Origin of the sequence: Micromonospora sp. DH14, from assembly GCF_029809455.1 — a bacterium.
In the GTDB taxonomy this organism is placed as follows: domain Bacteria; phylum Actinomycetota; class Actinomycetes; order Mycobacteriales; family Micromonosporaceae; genus Micromonospora; species Micromonospora parva.
Genome location: NZ_JARVKT010000002.1, coordinates 307750 through 327593, shown reverse-complemented (window position 1 = coordinate 327593; position 19844 = coordinate 307750). Strand labels below are relative to the sequence as shown.

23 protein-coding genes are annotated in these 19844 nt (G+C 71.4%); 13 read left to right on the top strand and 10 right to left on the bottom strand.

The window, feature by feature from the left end; genetic code table 11:
- Positions 1 to 65: 65 nt before the first annotated feature.
- On the top strand, positions 66 to 947 hold the full coding sequence (locus QCZ28_RS05700) for an aminotransferase class IV (protein WP_279515540.1): 882 nt from the start codon (positions 66 to 68) through the stop codon (positions 945 to 947).
- A 3-nt stretch (positions 948 to 950) separates the two neighbouring features.
- Here QCZ28_RS05700 and QCZ28_RS05695 read toward each other — a convergent pair whose 3' ends face one another.
- The gene (locus tag QCZ28_RS05695; protein WP_279515539.1) at positions 951 to 1538 is read right to left on the bottom strand and encodes an FABP family protein; all 588 of its coding nucleotides are present in this window, start codon (positions 1536 to 1538) and stop codon (positions 951 to 953) included.
- 114 nt (positions 1539 to 1652) lie between these two features.
- On the bottom strand, positions 1653 to 1757 hold the full coding sequence (mtfM, locus tag QCZ28_RS05690; protein WP_030327764.1) for a small membrane protein MtfM: 105 nt from the start codon (positions 1755 to 1757) through the stop codon (positions 1653 to 1655).
- 12 nt (positions 1758 to 1769) lie between these two features.
- Between mtfM and QCZ28_RS05685 the strand changes: the two genes are divergently transcribed.
- The 3 genes from QCZ28_RS05685 (at position 1770) to QCZ28_RS05675 (ending at position 4655) form a co-directional block, all read left to right on the top strand.
- Positions 1770 to 2144: a DsrE family protein gene (locus QCZ28_RS05685; protein ID WP_030327765.1), complete on the top strand. Its 375-nt coding sequence runs from the start codon at positions 1770 to 1772 to the stop codon at positions 2142 to 2144.
- Between the two features lie 79 nt (positions 2145 to 2223).
- The gene (locus QCZ28_RS05680) at positions 2224 to 2604 is read left to right on the top strand and encodes an SCP2 sterol-binding domain-containing protein (protein WP_279515538.1); all 381 of its coding nucleotides are present in this window, start codon (positions 2224 to 2226) and stop codon (positions 2602 to 2604) included.
- Positions 2601 to 4655 (top strand): glycogen debranching N-terminal domain-containing protein, encoded by a 2055-nt coding sequence (locus tag QCZ28_RS05675; protein WP_279515537.1) that lies wholly within the window; start codon positions 2601 to 2603, stop codon positions 4653 to 4655. The genes QCZ28_RS05680 and QCZ28_RS05675 overlap by 4 nt, the downstream gene beginning before the upstream one ends.
- An 18-nt stretch (positions 4656 to 4673) precedes the next feature.
- Here the strand turns inward: QCZ28_RS05675 and QCZ28_RS05670 are convergent, their stop codons facing one another.
- From QCZ28_RS05670 to QCZ28_RS05645, 7 genes are all read right to left on the bottom strand, one after another.
- Positions 4674 to 5537: a hypothetical protein gene (locus QCZ28_RS05670; protein WP_279515536.1), complete on the bottom strand. Its 864-nt coding sequence runs from the start codon at positions 5535 to 5537 to the stop codon at positions 4674 to 4676.
- Positions 5538 to 5609: 72 nt separating this feature from the next.
- Positions 5610 to 6113, bottom strand: coding sequence for a winged helix-turn-helix domain-containing protein (locus QCZ28_RS05665; protein ID WP_279515535.1), 504 nt, complete (start codon positions 6111 to 6113; stop codon positions 5610 to 5612).
- Positions 6114 to 6261: 148 nt separating this feature from the next.
- Positions 6262 to 6582 (bottom strand): DUF1416 domain-containing protein, encoded by a 321-nt coding sequence (locus QCZ28_RS05660; protein WP_279515534.1) that lies wholly within the window; start codon positions 6580 to 6582, stop codon positions 6262 to 6264.
- A gap of 2 nt (positions 6583 to 6584) precedes the next feature.
- On the bottom strand, positions 6585 to 7433 hold the full coding sequence (locus tag QCZ28_RS05655; protein WP_030327771.1) for a sulfurtransferase: 849 nt from the start codon (positions 7431 to 7433) through the stop codon (positions 6585 to 6587).
- A 206-nt stretch (positions 7434 to 7639) separates the two neighbouring features.
- Positions 7640 to 7717 (bottom strand): Ms5788A family Cys-rich leader peptide, encoded by a 78-nt coding sequence (locus tag QCZ28_RS34490; RefSeq protein ID WP_310503780.1) that lies wholly within the window; start codon positions 7715 to 7717, stop codon positions 7640 to 7642.
- A gap of 105 nt (positions 7718 to 7822) precedes the next feature.
- Positions 7823 to 8611 (bottom strand): DUF2993 domain-containing protein, encoded by a 789-nt coding sequence (locus QCZ28_RS05650; RefSeq protein WP_279515533.1) that lies wholly within the window; start codon positions 8609 to 8611, stop codon positions 7823 to 7825.
- A gap of 104 nt (positions 8612 to 8715) precedes the next feature.
- Complete coding sequence (locus tag QCZ28_RS05645) at positions 8716 to 9774, bottom strand: hypothetical protein (protein ID WP_279515532.1); 1059 nt, start codon at positions 9772 to 9774, stop codon at positions 8716 to 8718.
- Between the two features lie 241 nt (positions 9775 to 10015).
- Between QCZ28_RS05645 and QCZ28_RS05640 the strand changes: the two genes are divergently transcribed.
- From QCZ28_RS05640 to QCZ28_RS05605, 8 genes are all read left to right on the top strand, one after another.
- A complete protein-coding gene (locus QCZ28_RS05640; protein WP_209444464.1) occupies positions 10016 to 10735 on the top strand; it encodes a response regulator transcription factor in 720 nt (239 codons plus the stop codon).
- A gap of 154 nt (positions 10736 to 10889) precedes the next feature.
- Positions 10890 to 11759, top strand: a complete 870-nt coding sequence (locus QCZ28_RS05635) for a polysaccharide deacetylase family protein (protein WP_279515531.1) — start codon at positions 10890 to 10892, stop codon at positions 11757 to 11759.
- A gap of 58 nt (positions 11760 to 11817) precedes the next feature.
- Positions 11818 to 12744, top strand: coding sequence for a mycothiol synthase (mshD, locus tag QCZ28_RS05630; protein ID WP_279515530.1), 927 nt, complete (start codon positions 11818 to 11820; stop codon positions 12742 to 12744).
- Positions 12745 to 13051: 307 nt separating this feature from the next.
- On the top strand, positions 13052 to 14158 hold the full coding sequence (pstS, locus tag QCZ28_RS05625) for a phosphate ABC transporter substrate-binding protein PstS (RefSeq protein WP_279515529.1): 1107 nt from the start codon (positions 13052 to 13054) through the stop codon (positions 14156 to 14158).
- Between the two features lie 34 nt (positions 14159 to 14192).
- On the top strand, positions 14193 to 15284 hold the full coding sequence (gene pstC / locus QCZ28_RS05620) for a phosphate ABC transporter permease subunit PstC (RefSeq protein WP_279515528.1): 1092 nt from the start codon (positions 14193 to 14195) through the stop codon (positions 15282 to 15284).
- Positions 15281 to 16369 (top strand): phosphate ABC transporter permease PstA, encoded by a 1089-nt coding sequence (pstA, locus tag QCZ28_RS05615; RefSeq protein ID WP_279515527.1) that lies wholly within the window; start codon positions 15281 to 15283, stop codon positions 16367 to 16369. The genes pstC and pstA overlap by 4 nt, the downstream gene beginning before the upstream one ends.
- A 17-nt stretch (positions 16370 to 16386) precedes the next feature.
- The gene (gene pstB / locus QCZ28_RS05610) at positions 16387 to 17163 is read left to right on the top strand and encodes a phosphate ABC transporter ATP-binding protein PstB (RefSeq protein ID WP_030327780.1); all 777 of its coding nucleotides are present in this window, start codon (positions 16387 to 16389) and stop codon (positions 17161 to 17163) included.
- Positions 17164 to 17350: 187 nt separating this feature from the next.
- Positions 17351 to 17671: an SH3 domain-containing protein gene (locus tag QCZ28_RS05605; protein WP_279515526.1), complete on the top strand. Its 321-nt coding sequence runs from the start codon at positions 17351 to 17353 to the stop codon at positions 17669 to 17671.
- 54 nt (positions 17672 to 17725) lie between these two features.
- On the opposite strand, the gene QCZ28_RS05600 is transcribed toward QCZ28_RS05605, so the two are convergent.
- Positions 17726 to 18559 carry an NUDIX domain-containing protein gene (locus QCZ28_RS05600; protein ID WP_279515525.1) on the bottom strand — a complete coding sequence of 278 codons (834 nt, stop codon included), beginning with the start codon at positions 18557 to 18559 and terminating at the stop codon, positions 17726 to 17728.
- Positions 18560 to 18840: 281 nt separating this feature from the next.
- Here QCZ28_RS05600 and QCZ28_RS05595 point away from each other — a divergent pair, with 281 nt between their 5' ends.
- Positions 18841 to 19809, top strand: a complete 969-nt coding sequence (locus QCZ28_RS05595) for a Gfo/Idh/MocA family oxidoreductase (RefSeq protein WP_279515524.1) — start codon at positions 18841 to 18843, stop codon at positions 19807 to 19809.
- The last annotated feature ends 35 nt before the right edge of the window (positions 19810 to 19844 follow it).

Below are 19844 nucleotides of genomic sequence, written 5' to 3'. Positions count from 1 at the left end.
CCGATCATAGTTCGGCAATCGCGGCCGCTCCTGCCGGCGACGGCCCGCCGCTACGCTCGACGGTCATGGTGACGCCACCCGTCGGCACGGCCCCGACCGCAGCGAGTGCCCGGATCGCTGTTCTCGGCCGGGGGCTCATCCCGGCCGACGAACCCGCCCTGCGCGCCGACGACCTGGGTGTCCTGCACGGCGACGGCCTCTTCGAGTCCATGCACCTACGCCAGGGCCGGCCGTGGCTGCGCGACGAGCACCTGGCCCGGCTGGCCACGGCGGCAGCCGCCGTCGACCTTGAGCTGCCCCCCGTCGACGCGCTCATCGACCTGCTCGACACCGTGCGCGCGGGCTGGCCGGCGACGGTGGAGGGCGCGCTACGGCTGGTCTGCACCCGGGGCCCGGAGGCCGGCGGCCCACCGACCGTCTACGCCACAGTGAACCCGGTGCCGGCGTCCTCCCAGGCGGCTCGGCGCAACGGGATCACCGTGGCGATCCTGCCGCTGGGGGTACCCGCCGACGCGCGCACCGGGCTCGACTGGCTACCGGCCGGGATCAAATCCACCTCGTACGCGGTCAACAGCGCCGCCCGCCGCTGGGCCCGCCGGGCCGGCGTGGACGACGTGCTCTGGGTCTCCTCCGACGGGTACGCGCTGGAGGGGCCCATCGCCAACGTGGTGTGGCTCACCGGCGACACGCTCTGCACGGTGCCCGCCGCCACCACCGGCATCCTGCCCGGCACCACCGTCGCCTGGCTGCTCGCCCACGCCGACGAGCTGGGCCTGGACGGTTCCGAACGGATGGTCACGCCGGCCGAGCTGCACGCCGCCGACGGGGTCTGGTTCAGCTCATCGGTGCGTGGGCTCGCCGAGGTGCGGATGCTGGACGGGGTGCGCCGGGAGCCCTGCCCGCGCACCCCCGCCCTGCACGCCCTGCTCGGTTTCCCCGTCGACTGAGCGTCAGCCGCCGACCCGGACCAGCCGGGCGGAGAGGTGCGGGCTGAGCCCGTGACCCATGGCGGCCATCTCCTGGGCGTAGAGCAACGCACCCTCGACGATGCCGAAGAGCCGGTGGCCGCCGGTGACCTCCTTGGCGGTCGGAGTCCGGATCACCGCGTCGGTGGCGAACTCGACCTGCGTGCCGGTGCGCTTGCCCAGGTGCAGCTCCATCACCCCGGTCGGGGTGGTCAGCAGCGCCTCCAGCTCGTCGGTCGCCCGCCCGTCCACCAGCACCGGACGCCACCAGCCGACCTCGCGACCGGCCGGACGGACCGGCCTGCTCTGCTCGTCGAGGATCCAGGCACGGGACTCGTAGTGCAGGAACGGTCGGCCGTCGTGGCTGATCCGGATCTCCTGCGCGTAGTCGAAATCCTCGATGGTGGGGAAGCCGCCCTTGCCGCGACCGCGCCACAGCCCGATGTACGGCAACAGGGCGTCGAGCGCGGGGTGCAGCTTCGGCCCGACCCGCAGGTCGTGACTCTCCTCGAACGGGTACTCCTCGACCGGCGGCGCGTTCAGCCACGGCGGCTGCAGCGGATTCTCGCTCACGGAGCCACCTTCGTTCGCGACTGCGGGGCTCGCAACCCCGGCTCACTCCTCGCGCTCACGGAGCCACCTTCGTTCGCGACTGCGGGGCTCGCAACCCCGGCTCACTCCTCGCGCTCACCAGCGTCCTCTCGAAATGCGTACGGCAAGGTAGACCAGGCCACCGGCGAGCCCGCCCAGGCCAGCGACCAGCAGGCTGACAAACCCGATCTCGGTAACCATCCCGGCCATCCTATGCTGGGCCACATGGCCCGCACTCTCGTCGTCAAGGCCACCGCGGGGGCTGACGCCCCGGAGCGGTGCGCGCAGGCATTCACCGTCGCCGCGACGGCGGTCGCGGCCGGGGTGGACGTCTCACTCTGGTTGACCGGTGAGTCGACCTGGTTCGCAGTGCCCGGCCGCGCCCAGCAGTTCGACCTGCCGCACTCCGCACCGCTGGCCGAGTTGTTGCACGTCATCCTGACCAGCGGCCGGGTGACCGCCTGCACGCAGTGCGCGGCGCGACGGGAGATCGGCCCGGACGACGTACTTCCCGGGGTCCGGATCGCCGGTGCCGCGGTCTTCGTCGAGGAGGCGCTGGCCGAGGGCGCGCAGGCGCTCGTCTACTGACCGCACGGCGGCGGTGGGTCGATCCGAGCGGAGTGCCGATACCGACCCGACATCTCGGACAGCTGCCTACGATTCGGATGTGACCGAGGCGGCGGAGAGATTCTTCGAAGCGCTGCCGTCGCGTGCCCCGGAGATCCTGGGTGGCCTGGCCGACGGCACCCTCCAGATCGACCTCGGCGAAAACCACCACACCGAGCACTGGCTGGTCCGGATGCGGCCCGGGTCCGTGCAGGTCAGCCGCGAGCGTGGCCCGGCCGACGCGATCTGGTACAGCAGCGCCGCCCTCTTCGACCGGCTGATCTCCGGGGAGGCCCAGGGGATCGCGGCGGTGCTGCGCAACGAGAGCACGTTCAGCGGAAACGTGGTGCTCTTCCTCGCCTTCCGGCGGTTCTTTCCGGACCCGCCCGGCACCCGCGACCCCCGCGAAACGGCCCGCCGAGCAGCCGGGCGACAACGGTGAGGGACCTCGTCAGCATCCTGGACGGCAACACCTTCCTGGTCAGCGACCGACGTGGCGACATCGAGCCGTCCTACGACTTCCCCACCGGGCTGTTCTCCTTCGACACCCGCTTCCTGTCCACCTGGGTGCTCACCCTGGACGGCGAACGGCTGCACGCCCTCTCCGTCGACGACTCCGAGTCGTACCGCACCACGTTCTTCCTCGCCCCCGGCGAACCCACCCACTACCTGGACGCGAAGGCGTCGGTCATCCGCAGCCGGGCGATAGTGGGCAGCTTCGAGGAGGAGCTGACCGTGCTGAACCACCTCGGCGCGGAGGTCGAGTGCACCCTCCGCATCGAGGTCGGGGCCGACTTCGCCGACCTGTTCGAGATCAAGAACGCTCGGCAGAAGCGGGGCCGGACCACTATCAGTGTCGGCGAGAACGAGCTGCGGCTGGCCTACCGACGGGAGGAGTTCCACCGGGAGATGGTGCTCCGGACCACCGCGCCGGCCCGGATCGACGAGACGGGACTGACCTTCCGGATCCGGATCGCCCGCAACGGCAGGTGGAGCACCCGGCTGCACGTGTCCAGCGTCGTCTTCGGGGCCCGCAGCCAGGACATCCGAGCCACCCTCCCGTACGGCGGCAGCCGCAGCGCGGACGCCATCCGGGCCGAACAGCAGGAGCTGATCGACCGGGCGCCGAAGCTCGGCTGCGACTGCGAGCCGCTGGCCGGGGCGTACCGGCGCAGCCTCAACGACCTGGCCGCGCTGCGCTACGAGTCGATCGCCCTGGGCGTGCGGCTGATCGCCGCCGGGCTGCCCTGGTTCATGACCCTGTTCGGCCGGGACAGCATCATCACCTCGTTGCAGGTGTTGCCGTTCCTGCCGGAGCTGGTCCCGCCGACCATCCTGATGCTGGCCGGGCTCCAGGGTCACCGGGTGGACGACTTCCGGGACGAGGAGCCCGGCAAGATCCTGCACGAGCTGCGGTACGGCGAGACCGCCGGCTTCGAGGAGCAGCCCCACTCGCCGTACTACGGGTCGGCAGACTCGACACCGCTGTTCATCATCCTGCTCGACGAGTACGAGCTGTGGACCGGTGACTCCGCCCTCGTTCGCAAGCTGGAGTCGCAGGTCCGCGCGGCGTTGAAGTGGATCGACACCTACGGTGACCTGCTCGGCACGGGCTACCTCTGGTACCAGACCCGCAACCCGGAGACCGGCCTGCAGAACCAGTGCTGGAAGGACTCCTGGGATGCCATCTCGTACGCCGACGGCCAACTGCCCGGCTTCCCCCGGGCCACCTGCGAGCTGCAGGGCTACGCGTACGACGCGAAGATCCGGGCCGCCCGGCTGGCCCGGAAGTTCTGGAACGACCCGGAGTTCGCCGACACGTTGGAGCGGGAGGCCGCCGACCTGAAACAGCGGTTCGACCGCGACTTCTGGATCCCCGAGCGGGAGCACTACGCGCTCGCGCTGGACGCCGACGGCCGGCAGGTGGACGCGCTGACCTCGAACATCGGGCACCTGCTGTGGAGCGGCATCGTGGACGAGTCGCGCGCCGGCAAGGTGGTCGAACACCTGCTCGGTCCGCGCCTGTTCTCCGGCTGGGGGGTGCGGACGCTCGCCGCCGACGAGGGGCGGTACAACCCGATCGGCTACCACGTGGGCACGGTCTGGCCGTTCGACAACTCGATCATCGCCTGGGGGTTGTGGCGGTACGGCTTCCGGGACGAGGCCGGGCTGATCTGCGAGACGATGCTGGCCGCGTCCCGGTACTTCGGGGGGCGGCTGCCGGAGGCGTTCGCCGGCTACGCCCGTGACCTCACCAACTATCCGGTGGAGTACCCGACCGCGTGCAGCCCGCAGGCCTGGTCCACGGGCACCCCACTGCTGCTGCTCAGGGTGATGCTGGGGTTGGAGCCGCAGGGCGAACACCTGATCATCGACCCGGCCGTGCCCTCGGGGATGGGCCGCGTCGAGCTGTTGGACATTCCCGGTCGGTGGGGCACCGTCGACGCGTTGGGCCGCAGCCGTGACCCGGAGGAACGGTCGGGCGGGGGCTGACCCGGCCCGGCTGCCGGCTCAGCCCGGGCAGCCGACGGTGGCGGCCAGCCGGGTGGCGTCCGGGCCGATCTCGGCGAGCACCGTGACGGCACCGGTGCGGTACGCGTACACCGGGGGTTGGTCCACCAGTGGGGCGTTGCCGGCCAGCGGGGCGAGTGCGGCCGTCGAGGCCGCCGGGCCGGAACCGTCAGCGGACCGCGCGGTACGGGCGAACCCGCCGCCCGGGCAGGGCGCGGTGACCAGCTCCGGCGCGGTGTCGCCCGGCCGGTCGAGTGCCAGCAGGGCGGCGCTCAGCGCGGCGGTCTCCGGGCCGGCGGCGGTGGCCGGGGCCGGCGAGTAGCCGGTGCCGACCGGCCGGCAGCCGGTGTCGACGACCAGTCGCACCCGGCCGTCACCTGTCGGCCGCCCCTCGACGGCCACGAACTCTCCGGCGTCGGCGCGCAGCTCGGGGCCGTCCACTCCGGTCCAGACCCCGGCCCGCCAGCTGGCCGGCAGCCGTTCGGCGATGCCGGTCAGCACGGCCCGCTCGTCACCGGTGGCCGCGAGCACACCGACCTCACGTCGCAGCCTCGCCCCGTCGGCGAACGGGGTGACCCGGCAGCCGGACGCGATCCGCGCCGGGCCCAGCTCCAGCAGACCCGCGGCACCGGCCGCGAGGGCCAGCTCGCCGACCGCCCGGTCGACCACCGGGCCGGCCTGGTCGAGGGAGCGCTGTTCGCGCACCGTTGGCGGGTCGTCCCGCACCGACACCCAGGTGAGCCCGGCCAGCAACACCGCCCAGGCCACCGTCACGACCAGCAGCCAGCGCCGCCGCGACCGGGCTGGTGCCGGCGCGGCGGGGCCGGCCGAGGAGGCCCAACCCGTCTGGACAGCACCGCTCACCCGGTCATGGTGTCACGGGCCCGCCGCCGGGCCTGCGGCGGAGCCGGTCGACAGCTGCTGGGCGACGGCGGGTCAGTGGTCGTTGCGTCGCGGCGGCCGGTCGAGCCGGTAGCCGACCCCTCGTACGGTGTGCACCTGCGGTCCGCCCGGCAGGCCCCGCAACCGGCGACGGAGCTGTTTGATGGTGGACCGCAGCGCCGTGGTGTCAGCGCCACCCAGCGCGGCGGCACAGAGCTGTTCGTAGCTCCACACCACCAGCGGCGGGCCGATGAGCAGGGCGAGCAGCTCGCGTTCGGCTGGGGTCAGCGGGACCGGGTCGCCGCGCCAGGTGACCCGGTGTCCGGCCCGGTCGACGACGAGCCCACCCCACTCGACCGGGCCCCGCGCCTCGGCGCGCGGGTCGACCCTGGGAACGACCGGCACCAGGCCCGTCGGTGACGACAACAGCTCACGCAGCTCGGCCAGGTCGGCGCAGCTGCGCACCGGGGCAAGCCCGTCGAGTTGGCTCAGCACCCGCTGCCGCATCGACCTGTCGGCGCCCACGCAGACGACGATGGGGCCCCGTTCGTCGGACACGCCACTTTCATCCCTGATTTCCACCAGAAGATAGTGACGCATGCCGATGGATTTCGGCACCCGCCGCGGAGCGTCCACGGGGAACCGACACGACCGGGGCCGGCCACCCCTGGGAGGGTGACCGGCCCCGGTCGATCAGAGCAGTGGGTCAGGCGACGGTGACGGCAACCTCGTTGACACCCCGGCCGGCGGTGACCGCGGTGTCGCCGTTGCCGTGCCGGGACAACGCCCGCAGCGTCCACGAACCCGGCGCGGCGAAGAACCGGAACTGCCCAGCGGCCGAGGTGACCACCTCGGCGGTGAACTCACCAGTCGAGTCGAGCAGCCGGACGTACGCCCCCGGCACCGGCTCGGCCTCGGCGGAGCGGACGACACCGGTGATGACGGTTTCCTTCTCCAGGTCCAGGCTGGCCGGCAGCGGCGCGGCCTGGTCCGGTGCGGCGCAGCTTGCAGCGGTGGGAAGAGTCATGATCAGGCCTCCCCGGGTTCGTCGCCGAGCGCCACCGGCACACCGACCAGCGAGCCGTACTCGGTCCAGGAGCCGTCGTAGTTCTTGACGTTGCGGTGACCCAGCAGCTCCTGGAGCACGAACCAGGTGTGCGACGAGCGCTCACCGATCCGGCAGTACGCGATGGTCTCCTTGCCGTCGTCGAGCCCCGCGTCGCCGTAGATCTTGCGCAGCTCGTCGTCGGACCGGAAGGTGCCGTCCTCGTTGGCCGCCTTGGACCACGGCACGCTGATCGCGGTGGGGATGTGGCCGGCCCGCTGCGCCTGCTCCTGCGGCAGGTGGGCGGGGGCGAGCAGGCGACCGGCGAACTCGTCGGGGCTGCGCACGTCGACCAGGTTCTTGGTGCCGATCGCGGCGACGACCTCGTCCCGGAAGGCCCGGATGGAGGTGTCCGGCTCCTGCGCGACGTACTGCGTGGCCGGGCGGGACACCTGGTCGGTGACGAGCGGGCGGGCGTCCAGCTCCCACTTCTTGCGGCCGCCGTCGAGCAGCTTCACGTCGCGGTGGCCGTAGAGCTTGAAGTACCAGTACGCGTACGCGGCGAACCAGTTGTTGTTGCCGCCGTAGAGGACCACGACGTCGTCGTTGCTGATGCCCCGCTCGGAGAGCAGCGCCTCGAACTGCGTCTTGTTGACGAAGTCCCGGCGGACCTGGTCCTGAAGGTCGGTCTTCCAGTCGATCTTGATGGCGCCGGCGATGTGGCCGGTGTCGTAGGCCGAGGTGTCCTCGTCGACCTCGACGAAGACGACGCCCGGGGCGTCGAGGTTCTTCTCGGCCCACTCGGCCGAAACGAGTGCGGTGTCGCGACTCATCGAATCACTCCCTGGTGAGGATGGATGGTGAGCCAACGCGCGCGAATCGATTGACGTTTCTGTCGCACCACGCGCGGGACCCAGCGGAAGGACGGGATCACGGGTTCGTGCGACGGCGCCGCTGCCGGGCGTTCGGTGGGATAACCGGAGGGTGCGAGAACCCTGTGCCGGTGGCCGCCGTCAGGCGGCCGGAGACAGCCCCGCCGTCAGATGACGGGGCGACACAGGCAGGTGGCCACGCGGCACAGGTCGACCGCGCGCCGTTTGGTGAGGTGGGTCCCCATGGCCAGGGAGCCTACCAGCCAGTGACCGAGCTGCCACTCAGCCGACCACCATCCGGGAATCGACGGGCCTGCCAAGGATTTCGGCGTCCCACCGCGCCTCCGGCGTCAGCCGACCGAGTTGATCGGCACGTTCTTCGCGTCGGCGGTGACCGCCAGCCCTTCCGGCAGTGGACGGACCTCCCGGACGGCGAGTTGGAACGGCAGTTCCGGAAGCGGCACGTCGATGGAGATGCTCCTGGCGTAGTTGCTCAGGAAGGCACGGGCCAGCGGCAGGTTCGGCAGACCTGCGGCGTCCAGGTCGTTGAAGCGCAGGGCGACCGCGCCGTTGTCGGCGACGGTGACGTCGGCGGTGCCGCTGATGGTGAGCCGCTGACCGAGGATGTCGGCCGGGGCCGTGACGGTGAGCTTGCCGTTCTGCTCGCCGAGGGTGAGCCCCGGGCGGTTCAGCAACGCGGCCAGACTCTCGTAGCTGATCGTGCCGGCGCCGTTGACGGTGTCCGCCACGATGTCGCCCTGGCCGGTACGCAGGGTGTCCAGCGAGGCGCGCACGTCACGGGCGGTCACGTCCAGCACCGGCAGCCGGACGGCGTCGCCCTCGACCGAGGCCTGCACGTCCCGCAGGTTGATGGTGATCCGCTGGTAACGGCCATCGAGCACCTGGGTGAGGAACGGGACCCCGCCCACCTCCACCTCAGGGGCGGCGGATTGGGCGCCCTGCTTGGCGATCTCCTGCTGCACCCGGTCGGCGATGGTCCGCTCGGCAACCCCGACCGCCACCCGGTCGGCGACCACCAGCAACCCCGCCAGCAGCAGGAGCAGAACGAACAGCCCGATGAGCAGCTTGCGGCCACGCCGCCGGGGTCGCGCCTCGTCCACCGGATAGTCCCGCGCCACGCCGCCTCCTGTCTCCGCCCGTCGCACCGCGACGGGGCGTTCGTACCGACGCCGCAGGGCGGCGCACCCGTAGGTACCCGACCGGCTCCGCGCTCAACCGTGACTCAGAGGAAGAGCATGCACATGGCGTACGCGGCGGGTGCCGCCAGAGCGAAGCCACCGAGTGGACCCTGCATGTGCCGGGCCACCCACATCGTGGGCGGTTCACCGGCCATCAACCGACCCGCCTCCGCGTACCCCACGGCGAGGTCGGAGAGGACGGCGGTGACCGCCGCGACCAGGCCGATCACGGCGGCCCGGGTTGGCGTGAAGGGGGTTACCAGGTAGCTGCCGAGCAGGGCGCTGGTCAGCGTGCCGACCATCGCGCCGGCCACCACGCCGGCGGCGCCCCGGGGCACCTGCGGGGCCAGCCGCGGCCACGGCAGGACGGCGTCGGTGAGCCGGGCGACGGTGAGCGCGACACCGCTCGCGGTCAGGCAGACGGTGATCGCCTGGGTGCCGGCCGGGATGCGGCTGAGCACGATCAGGGTGCCGAGGGCCACCACCCCGACCACGATGAGCAGGGTGGCACCGAGTGAGTCGGTGACCCGGACCCGGTCGACCCGACGGACCAGTTGGCCGAGCACCGCGGCGAGGAACCCGCCGACGGCCAGGTATCCCAGCGGTGCCAGGCCGGCGACGTCGGTCTGCACCGCGGCGGTGTCGGCCAGCGCCGCGACCACGGCGCTGATCCCGGCGACCACCAGCAACGCGGGCGGGCGCATGGCCATCGTCCAGGCGAGCACGAACAGCAGTTGGACGCCGAAGACGATGGCGGCGAACGGCAACCGGTGGCCGGGGCCCGACGTCTGCGCGCCGAGCACCAGGCCGACGCCGAGCAGCGCGGCGAAGCCGGCGATGGTCAGCGCCAGCTGGCGGTGCACCTCGACCGGGGGGATGACCTCCTCTTCCGGCTCGTCGATCTCGTCTTCGGATCGGCGGGCCGGCTCACCGGAGCGACGGGCCCGGCGGGGCCCACCCCGTTCGCGGCGATCGCCGTCGGTGGTGGCCGGACCCGTACGCGGCGCGGGCGGTTGGCCGCGCGAAGGTGCGGCGGCCGGGCCCGGCTGGGACCCAGCGGGCCACGATTCGCGGCCGGCCTCGGGCGAGGTGGAGGGAAACACGACCCGATCGTGCCAGACCGACCGCCCGCCGCGGTGGTCACGGGTTTCAGCGACGTTAAAAACCAGGCCACGATCAGGGGCAAGATAGACAAACAGGATTTGGCCTGACGGTGCGGCCGAGGCGATCAGTTACGCTCAACGCGTTACCCGCCCGTCAGCGACGCCGGGACCACGCAATTTCTCAGCGCACTCCCCGACGAGTGCGACTGGTCGCGTGCGGCCTCGTGCCGCCGGGACGGAGGTGATCGTGGAGATCCTGCTGCTGGTGACCGCACGTGCAGGGGAACCGTCGGCTGTGCTGCCGGCACTCGACCTGCTGCCGCACTCGGTCCGCACGGCGCCGCGCGACGTTCGCACCCTGGTCGCGGGCCCCAGCCCGGACGCGGTGATGGTGGACGCCCGATCGGAGTTGAGCGAGGCCCGGGCGACCTGCCGGATGCTGCACGCCACCGGGCTCGGCGTGCCGCTGGTCGCGGTGGTGACCGAGGCCGGTCTGATCGCGCTCAACGCCGACTGGGGCGTCGACGACGTCATCCTCGCCTCGGCCGGCCCCGCCGAGGTCGAGGCGCGGCTGCGGCTGGCGGTGGGCCGGCTCAGCAACGCGACCGCCGGCGCTGGCGGCTCGATCCGGGCCGGCGAGTTGACCATCGATCCGGACACCTACGCGGCGAAGCTCAAGGGCCGCCCGCTCGACCTCACCTACAAGGAGTTCGAGCTGCTGAAGTTCCTGGCCCAGCACCCGGGCCGGGTGTTCACCCGGGACCAGCTCCTGCGCGAGGTCTGGGGCTACGACTACTTCGGCGGCACCCGCACGGTGGACGTGCACGTCCGGCGACTGCGCGCCAAGCTCGGCTCGGAGTACGAGTCGATGATCGGCACCGTCCGCCAGGTCGGCTACAAGTTCGTCGTGCCGCCGTCGCGGTCGCTTCCCGAGGCGGAGCACGCCCCAGTGCCGGTCTGATTCGCGGACTGCCCTGGATGATTTCCCATATGCCCTTTTTGCGCAGCTTGGCGGCTCTATTCTGACTGCCGGGTTTGTCGGAGAAAGGGGCGATGGTGCGCGCACTGAACACGGGGGCGACGGGCCGGCGTGACCGGCGGGCCGGGCGGAAGTCGTGACGGGGGGCAACTCCACCGCTCGGGCCGCGGGGATAGTGACGCTGGTGGTGGCGGGCCTGCTCGGCTCGGCGTACGTGCTCGGCCGTAGCCTCGTCCCCGACCAGACGCCGCCCCGCTCCGCCGGCGTCACCACGAACGCCGACGGGCCGCACTACGCCGACCAACCCAGCGTCGGTGAGCCGGGTGCGACACCGGGCGCCAGCAGCAGCGCCAGCCCTGTCGAGACCGGCCAGGACGGGTCCGGGCGAGACGCCGGAGGCGACAAACTGTTCGGCGCGCACTCCACCACCGGCACGCCACGGCTCGCGCTGACCTTCGACGACGGGCCGGACCCGCGCTACACCCCGCAGGTCCTCGCCCTGCTGCGCGAATACGACGTGCGCGCCACGTTCTGCGTGGTCGGCGAGAACGCGCAGAACCACCCCGACCTGGTCCAGTCGATAGTGGACGACGGGCACACGCTGTGTAACCACTCCTGGCACCACGACGTCGGCCTGGGTGCCCGGTCGGCCGACGCGATCCGCTCCGATCTGCTGCGCACCAACGCCGCGATCCGGGCGGCGGTGCCGAACGCCCCGATCGTCTGGTACCGCCAGCCGGGCGGGGCCTGGACGTACCCGGTGGTGTCGGTGGCGCGGCAGCTCGGCATGACCCCGCTGCACTGGTCGGTGGACCCCTCGGACTGGGACCTGCCCGGGGCCAGCAAGATCACCGCGACGGTGCTGAGCCAGGCCGAACCGGGCTCGGTGGTGCTGCTGCACGACGCCGGTGGCGACCGGCAGGGCACGGTGGACGCGCTACGCCAGATTTTGCCCGACCTGACCGCCCGCTTCGAGCTGGAGGCCCTCCCCACCGACCCGACCTGAGCCAGGGCTTTGCGGCGACGGTCCGGGCGTCACGACACGCAGCGGATACGGTGGCGGAATGAGCAGCGCGGAGCCGACCAGTGACCAGGTGACCCGGACCGACCGACTGGCACCGGCGGAGATCGCCGACGTGCTGGCCCTCGCCAGTTCGGCGGGTGACACCGACGGGGCGGACCCGCTCGACGAACACGTCCTGCTCCGGCTGCGCGACCCCGACGGCGCCGCCGTGCACCTGATCGCCCGCGCCGACGACGGCACCCTCACCGGGTACGCGCACCTGGACACCACCGACCCGGTCGACGGGATCGGGGTCGAGCTGGTGGTGCACCCCGCGTACCGGCGACGGGGCACCGGCCGGGCGCTGGCCCGGGGCGTACTCGCCTCGGCCACCGGGCCGCTGCGGGCGTGGGCGCACGGCGACCACCCGTCGGCCGCCGCGCTCGCCGTCGACCTCGGCTTCACCCGGGCCCGCGTGCTCTGGCAGCTGCGCCGGCCGTTGGCCGCCCCGCTGGGTGAGCCGCGCCTGCCCGACGGGGTGACGCTGCGCGGGTTCCGACCCGGGGCGGACGACGCGGCCTGGCTGGCCCTCAACGCGCGGGCCTTCGCCGAGCACCCCGAGCAGGGCCGATGGACGTCGGACGATCTGCGGGTCCGTCTGGCCGAGCCGTGGTTCGACCCGGCGGGCTTCCTGCTCGCCGAGGAGACAGCTACCGGCCGGCTGCTCGGTTTCCACTGGACCAAGGTGCACGAGCGGCCGGGGTCGGCCCGGATCGGCGAGGTGTACGTGCTGGGCGTGGAGCCGACCGCGCACGGCGGCGGGCTCGGCCGGGCCCTGACCACCGCCGGGCTGGCGCACCTGCGCGACAAGCGCGGCCTGGACCGGGTGATGCTCTACGTGGACGACTCGAACACCGGGGCCGTCGCGCTCTACGAGCGGCTGGGCTTCGCCCGCTGGTCCGCGCACATCAACTACCACCTGGGCTGACCGTCGGCCGCCGCGCCGTCGCACCGTCGCGCCGAGCGGGTCACCGGCGGGTAACGGCCGGGCGTCGGCGACATAACAGCGAACCGGAAATATACCCATACTTCCGACAGGTGCATCCCGGTTCACTTAACGGACAACTCACCCTCAGCAAGCGGTCACCTTGGCGGCCGTACGTGTTCACCTCGCGTTCACTTGCGACCGGCGAACCGGCTACCTGGCACTTCTAACTTTCGTGTCAGCCGGTCACTGCCGGTCCTCGGGCCCCGGGATCGGGGTGCCAAGTCAGACGCGAAGGGAAACCCCTCAGGTGAAGCTCCAGCGGTACGGCGCGATTGCCGGCCTCGCTCTTGCTGCGACGCTCGGTCTCAGCGCATGCGGCTCGGACAACAACGAGCCCACTCCCGGCGCCAGCGCTTCGGGCTCGGCCGCCGCGGTCGACTGCGCCACCGGCACGCTGAACGCCCAGGGCTCGTCGGCGCAGAAGAACGCCATGGCCGAGTGGATCAAGGCGTACCAGACGAAGTGCCAGGGCTCCACGATCAACTACGAGTCCACCGGCTCCGGCGCCGGCGTCGAAGCCTTCAAGGCGGGTACCGCCGACTTCGCCGGCTCCGACTCCGCCCTCAAGCCGGAGGAGCAGCCGCAGGCCGACGCCAAGTGTGTCGGTGGCAAGGCCATCCACCTGCCGATGGTGATCGGCCCGGTGGCCGTCGCCTACAACGTCAGCGGCGTGGACAACCTCCAGCTCAAGCCGGCCACCCTGGCGAAGATCTTCGCCGGCAAGGTGACCAAGTGGGACGACGCGGCAATCAAGGCCGACAACCCGGACGCCAAGCTCCCGGCGACCACCATCCAGACCGTCCACCGGTCGGAAGAGTCGGGCACCACCGACAACTTCACCAAGTTCCTCTCGAAGACCGCCGAGGCGGACTGGACCTTCAGCAACGCCAAGGCATGGAAGGCCCCGGGCGGCACCGGCGCCAAGGGCTCGGACGGCGTGGCCAGCAAGGTCAAGGCTGCCGACGGCTCCATCGGCTACATGGAGTGGTCGTTCGCCGAGAACGCCGACCTGAAGATGTCCAAGATCGGTAACGGTGCGGGCGAGTTCGCCGCGCTGACCGCCGAGTCGGCCGGGAAGACCATCGCCGGCGCCAAGATCGAGGGCCAGGGCGACGACCTCAAGCTGTCGATCGACTACAACACCAAGGAGGCCGGGGCCTACCCGATCGTCCTGGCGACGTACGAGATCGTCTGCAGCAAGGGCCTCGCCGCCGACAAGCTGCCGCTGGTCAAGGGTCTGCTGGGCTACGCGGCCAGCACCGAGGGCCAGGCTGCCATGACCGAGCTGGGCTACGCCCCGCTGCCGGAGAGCGTCCGCACCAAGGTCGAGGCCGCAGTCAAGAACATCTCCTGACCGACACCACTCCGCAATCGAATCGAGCGAGCAGATGGGTGACACCCCCCACCGCTCGGCCGACGCCGGCACCGGCGGGACGCGCGTGACTCAGAGTCACGAGTGGCCCGCCGGTGCCTCGGCGCGTGTGGCCGAGGCACCAGTAAGCACCCGTTCCCCGGGCGGCGCCGGGCTGGGCGGCGGCAGCGCGCTGCCGCGCAGCCGGAAGTTCGGCGCCGAGCGGGCCTTCCGCGGTCTCACACTGGCCGCCGGCACAACGGTTCTGGTCATCATCGCCGCCATCGCGATCTTCCTGATCGCCAAGGCGGTGCCGGCCCTACGCGCCAACACCGAGAGCTTCTGGTCCTACGAGGGCTGGTTCCCCAACGATCCGCAGCCAAAGTTCGGCATCGGCGCGCTCGCCTTCGGCACCGTGCTCAGCTCGGCGCTGGCGCTGCTCATCGCAGTGCCGGTGGCGCTGGGCATCGCGCTCTACCTGTCGCACTACGCGCCCCGCCGGCTGGGCACCGCGCTCGGCTTCCTGGTCGACCTGCTCGCCGCCGTGCCGAGCGTGGTCTTCGGCCTCTGGGGGCGAGACATCTTCAGCAGCCCGGTGCGGGACTTCTCGGTCTGGCTGAACCACTACTTCGGCTGGATCCCACTCTTCGGCGGCGACGGCCCGTTCGGCGCGTCCGTCATGCTGGGCGCCCTGGTGCTCGCCATCATGGTGCTGCCGATCATCACCTCGCTCTCCCGCGAGGTGTTCCTCCAGACGCCCACCGCGAACGAGGAGGCCGCCCTCGCCCTGGGCGCCACCCGCTGGGAGATGCTCCGCACCGCGGTGCTCCCCTACGGCCGCCCCGGCATCATCGCCGCGATGATGCTCGGCCTCGGCCGGGCGCTCGGCGAGACCATCGCCCTGGCACTGACCCTCGGCATCACCTTCAACATCTCGTTCAACCTGATCCAGAACGGCGGCAACACCATCGCCGCCAACATCGCCAACGCGTTCGGCGAGGCGAACGCGACCGGCCGTGGCGCTCTGATCGCCTCCGGCCTGGTGCTGTTCGCCATCACGCTGATCGTCAACATCACTGCGCGGGCGATCATCTACCGCCGCCGGGAGTTCACGGAGTCGGCCGCATGACCACAACCGCCACCTCCCACCGCACCCGGCCGCCGGCCCAGCCCGAATCGCTGCGGGCCAAGCGACTGCCCTGGTACGCCGCCCCGGCCATCGCCGTGGCGGCCCTGGCGGTCTCCGCCGCGATCGTCTACGGCACCGACATCGGCGGCCCGGTCCTCGTGGTCGTCCTCGGCGCGATCCTCTACCTGGTCGGGCTCTTCGCCGCGGCCAACGCGGTCGAGGGGCGCCGGGCGGCCCGCAACCGCACCTGGAGCGCGCTGATCCACTCCGCCTTCGTGCTGGCGGTACTGCCGCTCGTGTCGGTGGTGTGGACCCTGTTCAGCAAGGGCACCGAGCGGCTGGACATCAACTTCTTCCAGACCTCGATGAACAACATCGGGGCCCGGGACGCCAACGGCGGCGCTTACCACGCGATCATCGGGACGCTTGAGCAGGTGGGCATCGCCACCCTGATCACCGTGCCGCTCGGCATCCTCTGCGCCATCTACATCGTCGAGTACGGGCGCGGCAAGTTCGCCTTCACGATCCGTTTCTTCGTGGACGTGATGACGGGCATCCCGTCGATCGTCTCCGGCCTGTTCGTGCTGGCCTTCTGGGTGCTGATCGTTTCGCCGTGGTTCAACGACGGTCGGCCCAGCTTCTCCGGCTTCGCCGCCGCGCTCGCGCTGAGCGTGCTCATGCTGCCCACCATCGTCCGGTCCACCGAGGAGATGCTTCGCCTCGTACCGGCGCCACTGCGCGAGGGCGCGTACGCGCTCGGCGTACCCAAGTGGAAGACGATCCTGCGGGTGGTGCTGCCGACGGCGCTGCCCGGCATCGTCACCGGCGTGATGCTCGCCATCGCCCGCGCGGCCGGTGAGACCGCGCCGGTGCTGCTGGTCGCCGGCGGTGGCGCGGCGATCAACACCAACCCCTTCGAGAACAACCAGTCGTCGCTGTCCCTCTTCGTCTACCAGCAGGCCGGCGACGCGTCGAAGTACGCCCCGGCACGGGCGTGGACCGCGGCACTCACCCTGGTCGCCCTCGTGCTCATCCTGACGATCGCGGCGAAGCTGCTGGCCCGTCGCAACAGGCTCAGCCGATGAACCCCGGAGGTACCACCATGGCCAAGCGCGTCTCCGCCACGAATGTCACCGCGTACTACGGGGGCTTCAAGGCGATCGAGAACATCAACCTGACGGTCGAGCCGAAGACGGTCACCGCCCTCATCGGGCCGTCCGGTTGCGGCAAGTCGACGTTCCTGCGGTCGATCAACCGGATGCACGAGGTGCTGCCGGGGGCCCGGGTCGAGGGCAGCCTGACCATCGACGACCAGGACATCTACGACCGGGACGTGGACGTCACGGCGGTCCGGCGCACGATCGGCATGGTCTTCCAGCGGCCGAACCCGTTCCCCACCATGAGCATCTTCGAGAACGTGGTGGCCGGGCTGAAGCTCAACGGGGTCCGCAAGAAGTCGATCCTGGAGGACGCCGCCGAGAAGGCCCTGCGCGCGGCGAACCTGTGGGGCGAGGTCAAGGACCGGCTGGGCAAGCCCGGCGCGGGCCTCTCCGGCGGTCAGCAGCAGCGGCTCTGCATCGCCCGGACCATCGCGGTCGAGCCGCAGGTCGTCCTGATGGACGAGCCGTGCTCCGCCCTGGACCCGATCTCCACGCTGGCGATCGAGGACCTGATGTTCCAGCTCAAGGACAAGTTCACGATCATCATCGTGACGCACAACATGCAGCAGGCCGCTCGGGTGTCGGACCGGACCGCCTTCTTCTCGATCGAGAAGACCGGCGACCCGGGCCGGCTGATCGAGTACGACAACACCCAGAAGATCTTCAGCAACCCGAGCGTGAAGAAGACCGAGGACTACATCACCGGCCGCTTCGGCTGAGCCGCTGATCCCGGTCCGCGAAGGGGCGTCGGTCGACCTGACCGGCGCCCCTTCGCGTATCCACAGCAAGCTCAGCGGCATTGAGGTCGATCAACTCTTCACCCTCGATTAATTCAGACTTTTCCTTACAGCGATGCGTTGAGTGATTTGATCAATGCGCAACGCAGTCGAACTGGGGAGGATCCACATGCGTTCAATGAAGGTACGGGCAGCCGTCGGGGCGGTTGCCGCGCTGGCGATGGTGGGGCTGGCGGCATCACCCGCCCAGGCCGCGATTGCGGCAGGTAAGGTGCACGACGCCAACCCCACCGGGCTCGCAGTCCGCACGTTGCCGGGTTCGGCAGGTGCGATCATCACCCGTCTGAAGGACGGAACGGTCGTCCAGATCGGCTGCTACGTCAACAGCTCCGGCGTCAAGTGGTACTACCTGAGTGACTACGACGGTTACTCGAGTTCTGCCTACATCAACATCACGGTCGGTGCGGCAGACGTCTACTGCGACTTCTGACTCCGACGGGTGGGGGGCACCAGGGGTGCCCCCCACCCACCCGGTTTCGGTGGTCTATCCAAGAACGAAGCGGGGTTCGCCGTCCGGGGGCAGATCCAGGCGTGGGGTGATCGGGGTGGCGGCGTCCCGGTCGGTCGACGCGCGGGCCACCCCGGCCAGGTCCCCGGCCGCCGCTACCTGGGCCAACGTGACCAGGGTCGGTGGCAGCATGGTCAGCTCGCCGGCCTGCGCGCGGGCCAGCGCATCCGCAGGCCGGATCCACAGCGTGTGGTCGGCCTCGCCGGAGACGTCGCGGGTCCGCTGCCCCTCCGGCAGCAGGGCGACGAAGAAGTACGTGTCGAAGCGGCGCGGCTCGAACTCGGGAGTGATCCACCGGCTCCACGGCAGCAGCAGGTCCGACCGGAGGGTGAGCTGACGGTCGGCGAGCAGCGCAGCGAAGCCCAGCCGGCGCCCCTCCAGATCCTGCCGGGCCGCCTCCCAGTCGTCGCCGCTGACGTCGCCCACCACGGTCTCCCGGTTCGGGCCGGCGAGCAGCACACCCGCCTCCTCGAAGACCTCCCGGGCGGCGGCGCAGACGACCGCCTGCGCGGCCTGCGGGGCCACGCCCAGCCGGTCCGCCCACTCGCCCGGTTTCGGCCCGGCCCAGTCCAGGTGGGCTTCCGAGTCGGAGCGGTCCACCCCTCCGCCGGGGAAGGCGTACATACCGCCGAAGGTCATCGCGGCGACCCGGCGGATGACGTACACCTCGAAGTCGGTGCCGGTCGGACGCAGCAGCAACACGGTGGCCGCGACCCGCGGCGTCGCCGGGGTGCCGCCCTCGGCCTGGAACCGGCGGGCGTGCTCGACCAGGGCGGCCGGGGCGGCGAAGCCGGCACTGTCGATCGTCATGCCGCGAGCCTAGTTCCCGGGGCCGCCATACTGGCCTGTTGGTGGGGCCGGCCGGGTCCGCTCGACCGCCGACCACCCACGCGCCCTTTGCTCTGCACCCCGATATGCACCGGTCGCGGACCGTAGCCGTCGCGTCCGCGGGTGCAGAGCAAAGGGAGAGGGCGAGGTGGGCGTCCGGCGGGGTGCGGCGTGGCCGCAGGGAGCGCACCGAGGTCCCGGCGGATGAGCTGGGCGGCGGCCGGCGAGCGGGTGGTTCACCTGGCTGGGCTAGCGTGCCCGACATGACTCGTTGGGGCATCCTGGCCACCGGCCACATCGCCAGCCGTTTCGCCGAAGACCTCCGGCTGGTGCCGGACGCCGAGTTGGTGGCGGTCGGTTCCCGCGCCGTGCAGAGCGCACAGCGCTTCGCTGACACGTACGGCGCGAAGCGCGCCTACGGCTCCTGGGTGGAGTTGGCGGCCGACCCGGAGGTGGACGCGATCTACGTGGCGACCCCGCACTCCGCGCACTACGAGGCGGCGATGACCTGCCTGACTGCCGGGCGCGCGGTGCTGTTGGAGAAGCCGTTCACCCTCGACCTGGCCACCAGCACCGAGCTGGTGGAGACCGCCCGCGCCGCCGGGGTCTTCCTGATGGAGGCCATGTGGATGCGGACCAATCCGCTGATCCTCCGTGCGGTCGAGCTGATCGCGGAGGGGGCGATCGGCACGGTGAGCGGCGTCCGGGCCGACTTCGGGGTGGCCGGGCCGTTCCCGCCGGACCACCGGATGCGCAACCCGGCGCTGGGCGGGGGCGCGCTACTCGACCTGGGGATTTACCCGATCAGCCTGGCCCACCTGCTGCTCGGGGCACCGCAGCACATCCGGTCCTGGGCCCAGCTCGGCCCGGAGGGGACCGACGAGAACACCGGCATCCTGTTCGGTTACGACAGCGGCGCGCTGGCGACCCTGAGCTGCGGCATGGTCGGGGCGAGTGAGCTGTCCGCCTCGATCACCGGCAGCACCGGCCGGATCGACCTGCCGGAGCCGTTCTTCCGGCCGGGTTCGCTGACCCTGCACCGAGCCGGCGCGGAGCCGGAGACGATCACCGCGGACGTGGCCGGCAACGGCTACCAGTACGAGGCGATCGAGGTGCAGCGCTGTCTGGCCGCCGGGCTGACCGAGAGCCCGCTGGTGCCGCACGCCACGACCCTTGAGGTGATGGCCCTGCTGGACACGGTCCGCGAGCAGATCGGCGTCCGGTACGTCTGAACAGGCAAAGGGCCCCCGGCCACGGCGAGACCGTG

Coding starts and splice junctions, on each gene's coding strand:
- pstB (WP_030327780.1), top strand. CDS start 16,387: ATGGCCAAGCGCGTCTCCGCCACGAATGTCACCGCGTACTACGGGGGC.
- QCZ28_RS05600 (WP_279515525.1), bottom strand. CDS start 18,559: ATGACGATCGACAGTGCCGGCTTCGCCGCCCCGGCCGCCCTGGTCGAG.
- QCZ28_RS05685 (WP_030327765.1), top strand. CDS start 1,770: ATGCTGGGCCACATGGCCCGCACTCTCGTCGTCAAGGCCACCGCGGGG.
- pstA (WP_279515527.1), top strand. CDS start 15,281: ATGACCACAACCGCCACCTCCCACCGCACCCGGCCGCCGGCCCAGCCC.
- mshD (WP_279515530.1), top strand. CDS start 11,818: ATGAGCAGCGCGGAGCCGACCAGTGACCAGGTGACCCGGACCGACCGA.
- pstC (WP_279515528.1), top strand. CDS start 14,193: ATGGGTGACACCCCCCACCGCTCGGCCGACGCCGGCACCGGCGGGACG.
- mtfM (WP_030327764.1), bottom strand. CDS start 1,757: ATGGTTACCGAGATCGGGTTTGTCAGCCTGCTGGTCGCTGGCCTGGGC.
- QCZ28_RS05605 (WP_279515526.1), top strand. CDS start 17,351: ATGCGTTCAATGAAGGTACGGGCAGCCGTCGGGGCGGTTGCCGCGCTG.
- QCZ28_RS05700 (WP_279515540.1), top strand. CDS start 66: ATGGTGACGCCACCCGTCGGCACGGCCCCGACCGCAGCGAGTGCCCGG.
- QCZ28_RS05655 (WP_030327771.1), bottom strand. CDS start 7,433: ATGAGTCGCGACACCGCACTCGTTTCGGCCGAGTGGGCCGAGAAGAAC.
- QCZ28_RS05660 (WP_279515534.1), bottom strand. CDS start 6,582: ATGACTCTTCCCACCGCTGCAAGCTGCGCCGCACCGGACCAGGCCGCG.
- QCZ28_RS05595 (WP_279515524.1), top strand. CDS start 18,841: ATGACTCGTTGGGGCATCCTGGCCACCGGCCACATCGCCAGCCGTTTC.
- QCZ28_RS34490 (WP_310503780.1), bottom strand. CDS start 7,717: ATGGGGACCCACCTCACCAAACGGCGCGCGGTCGACCTGTGCCGCGTG.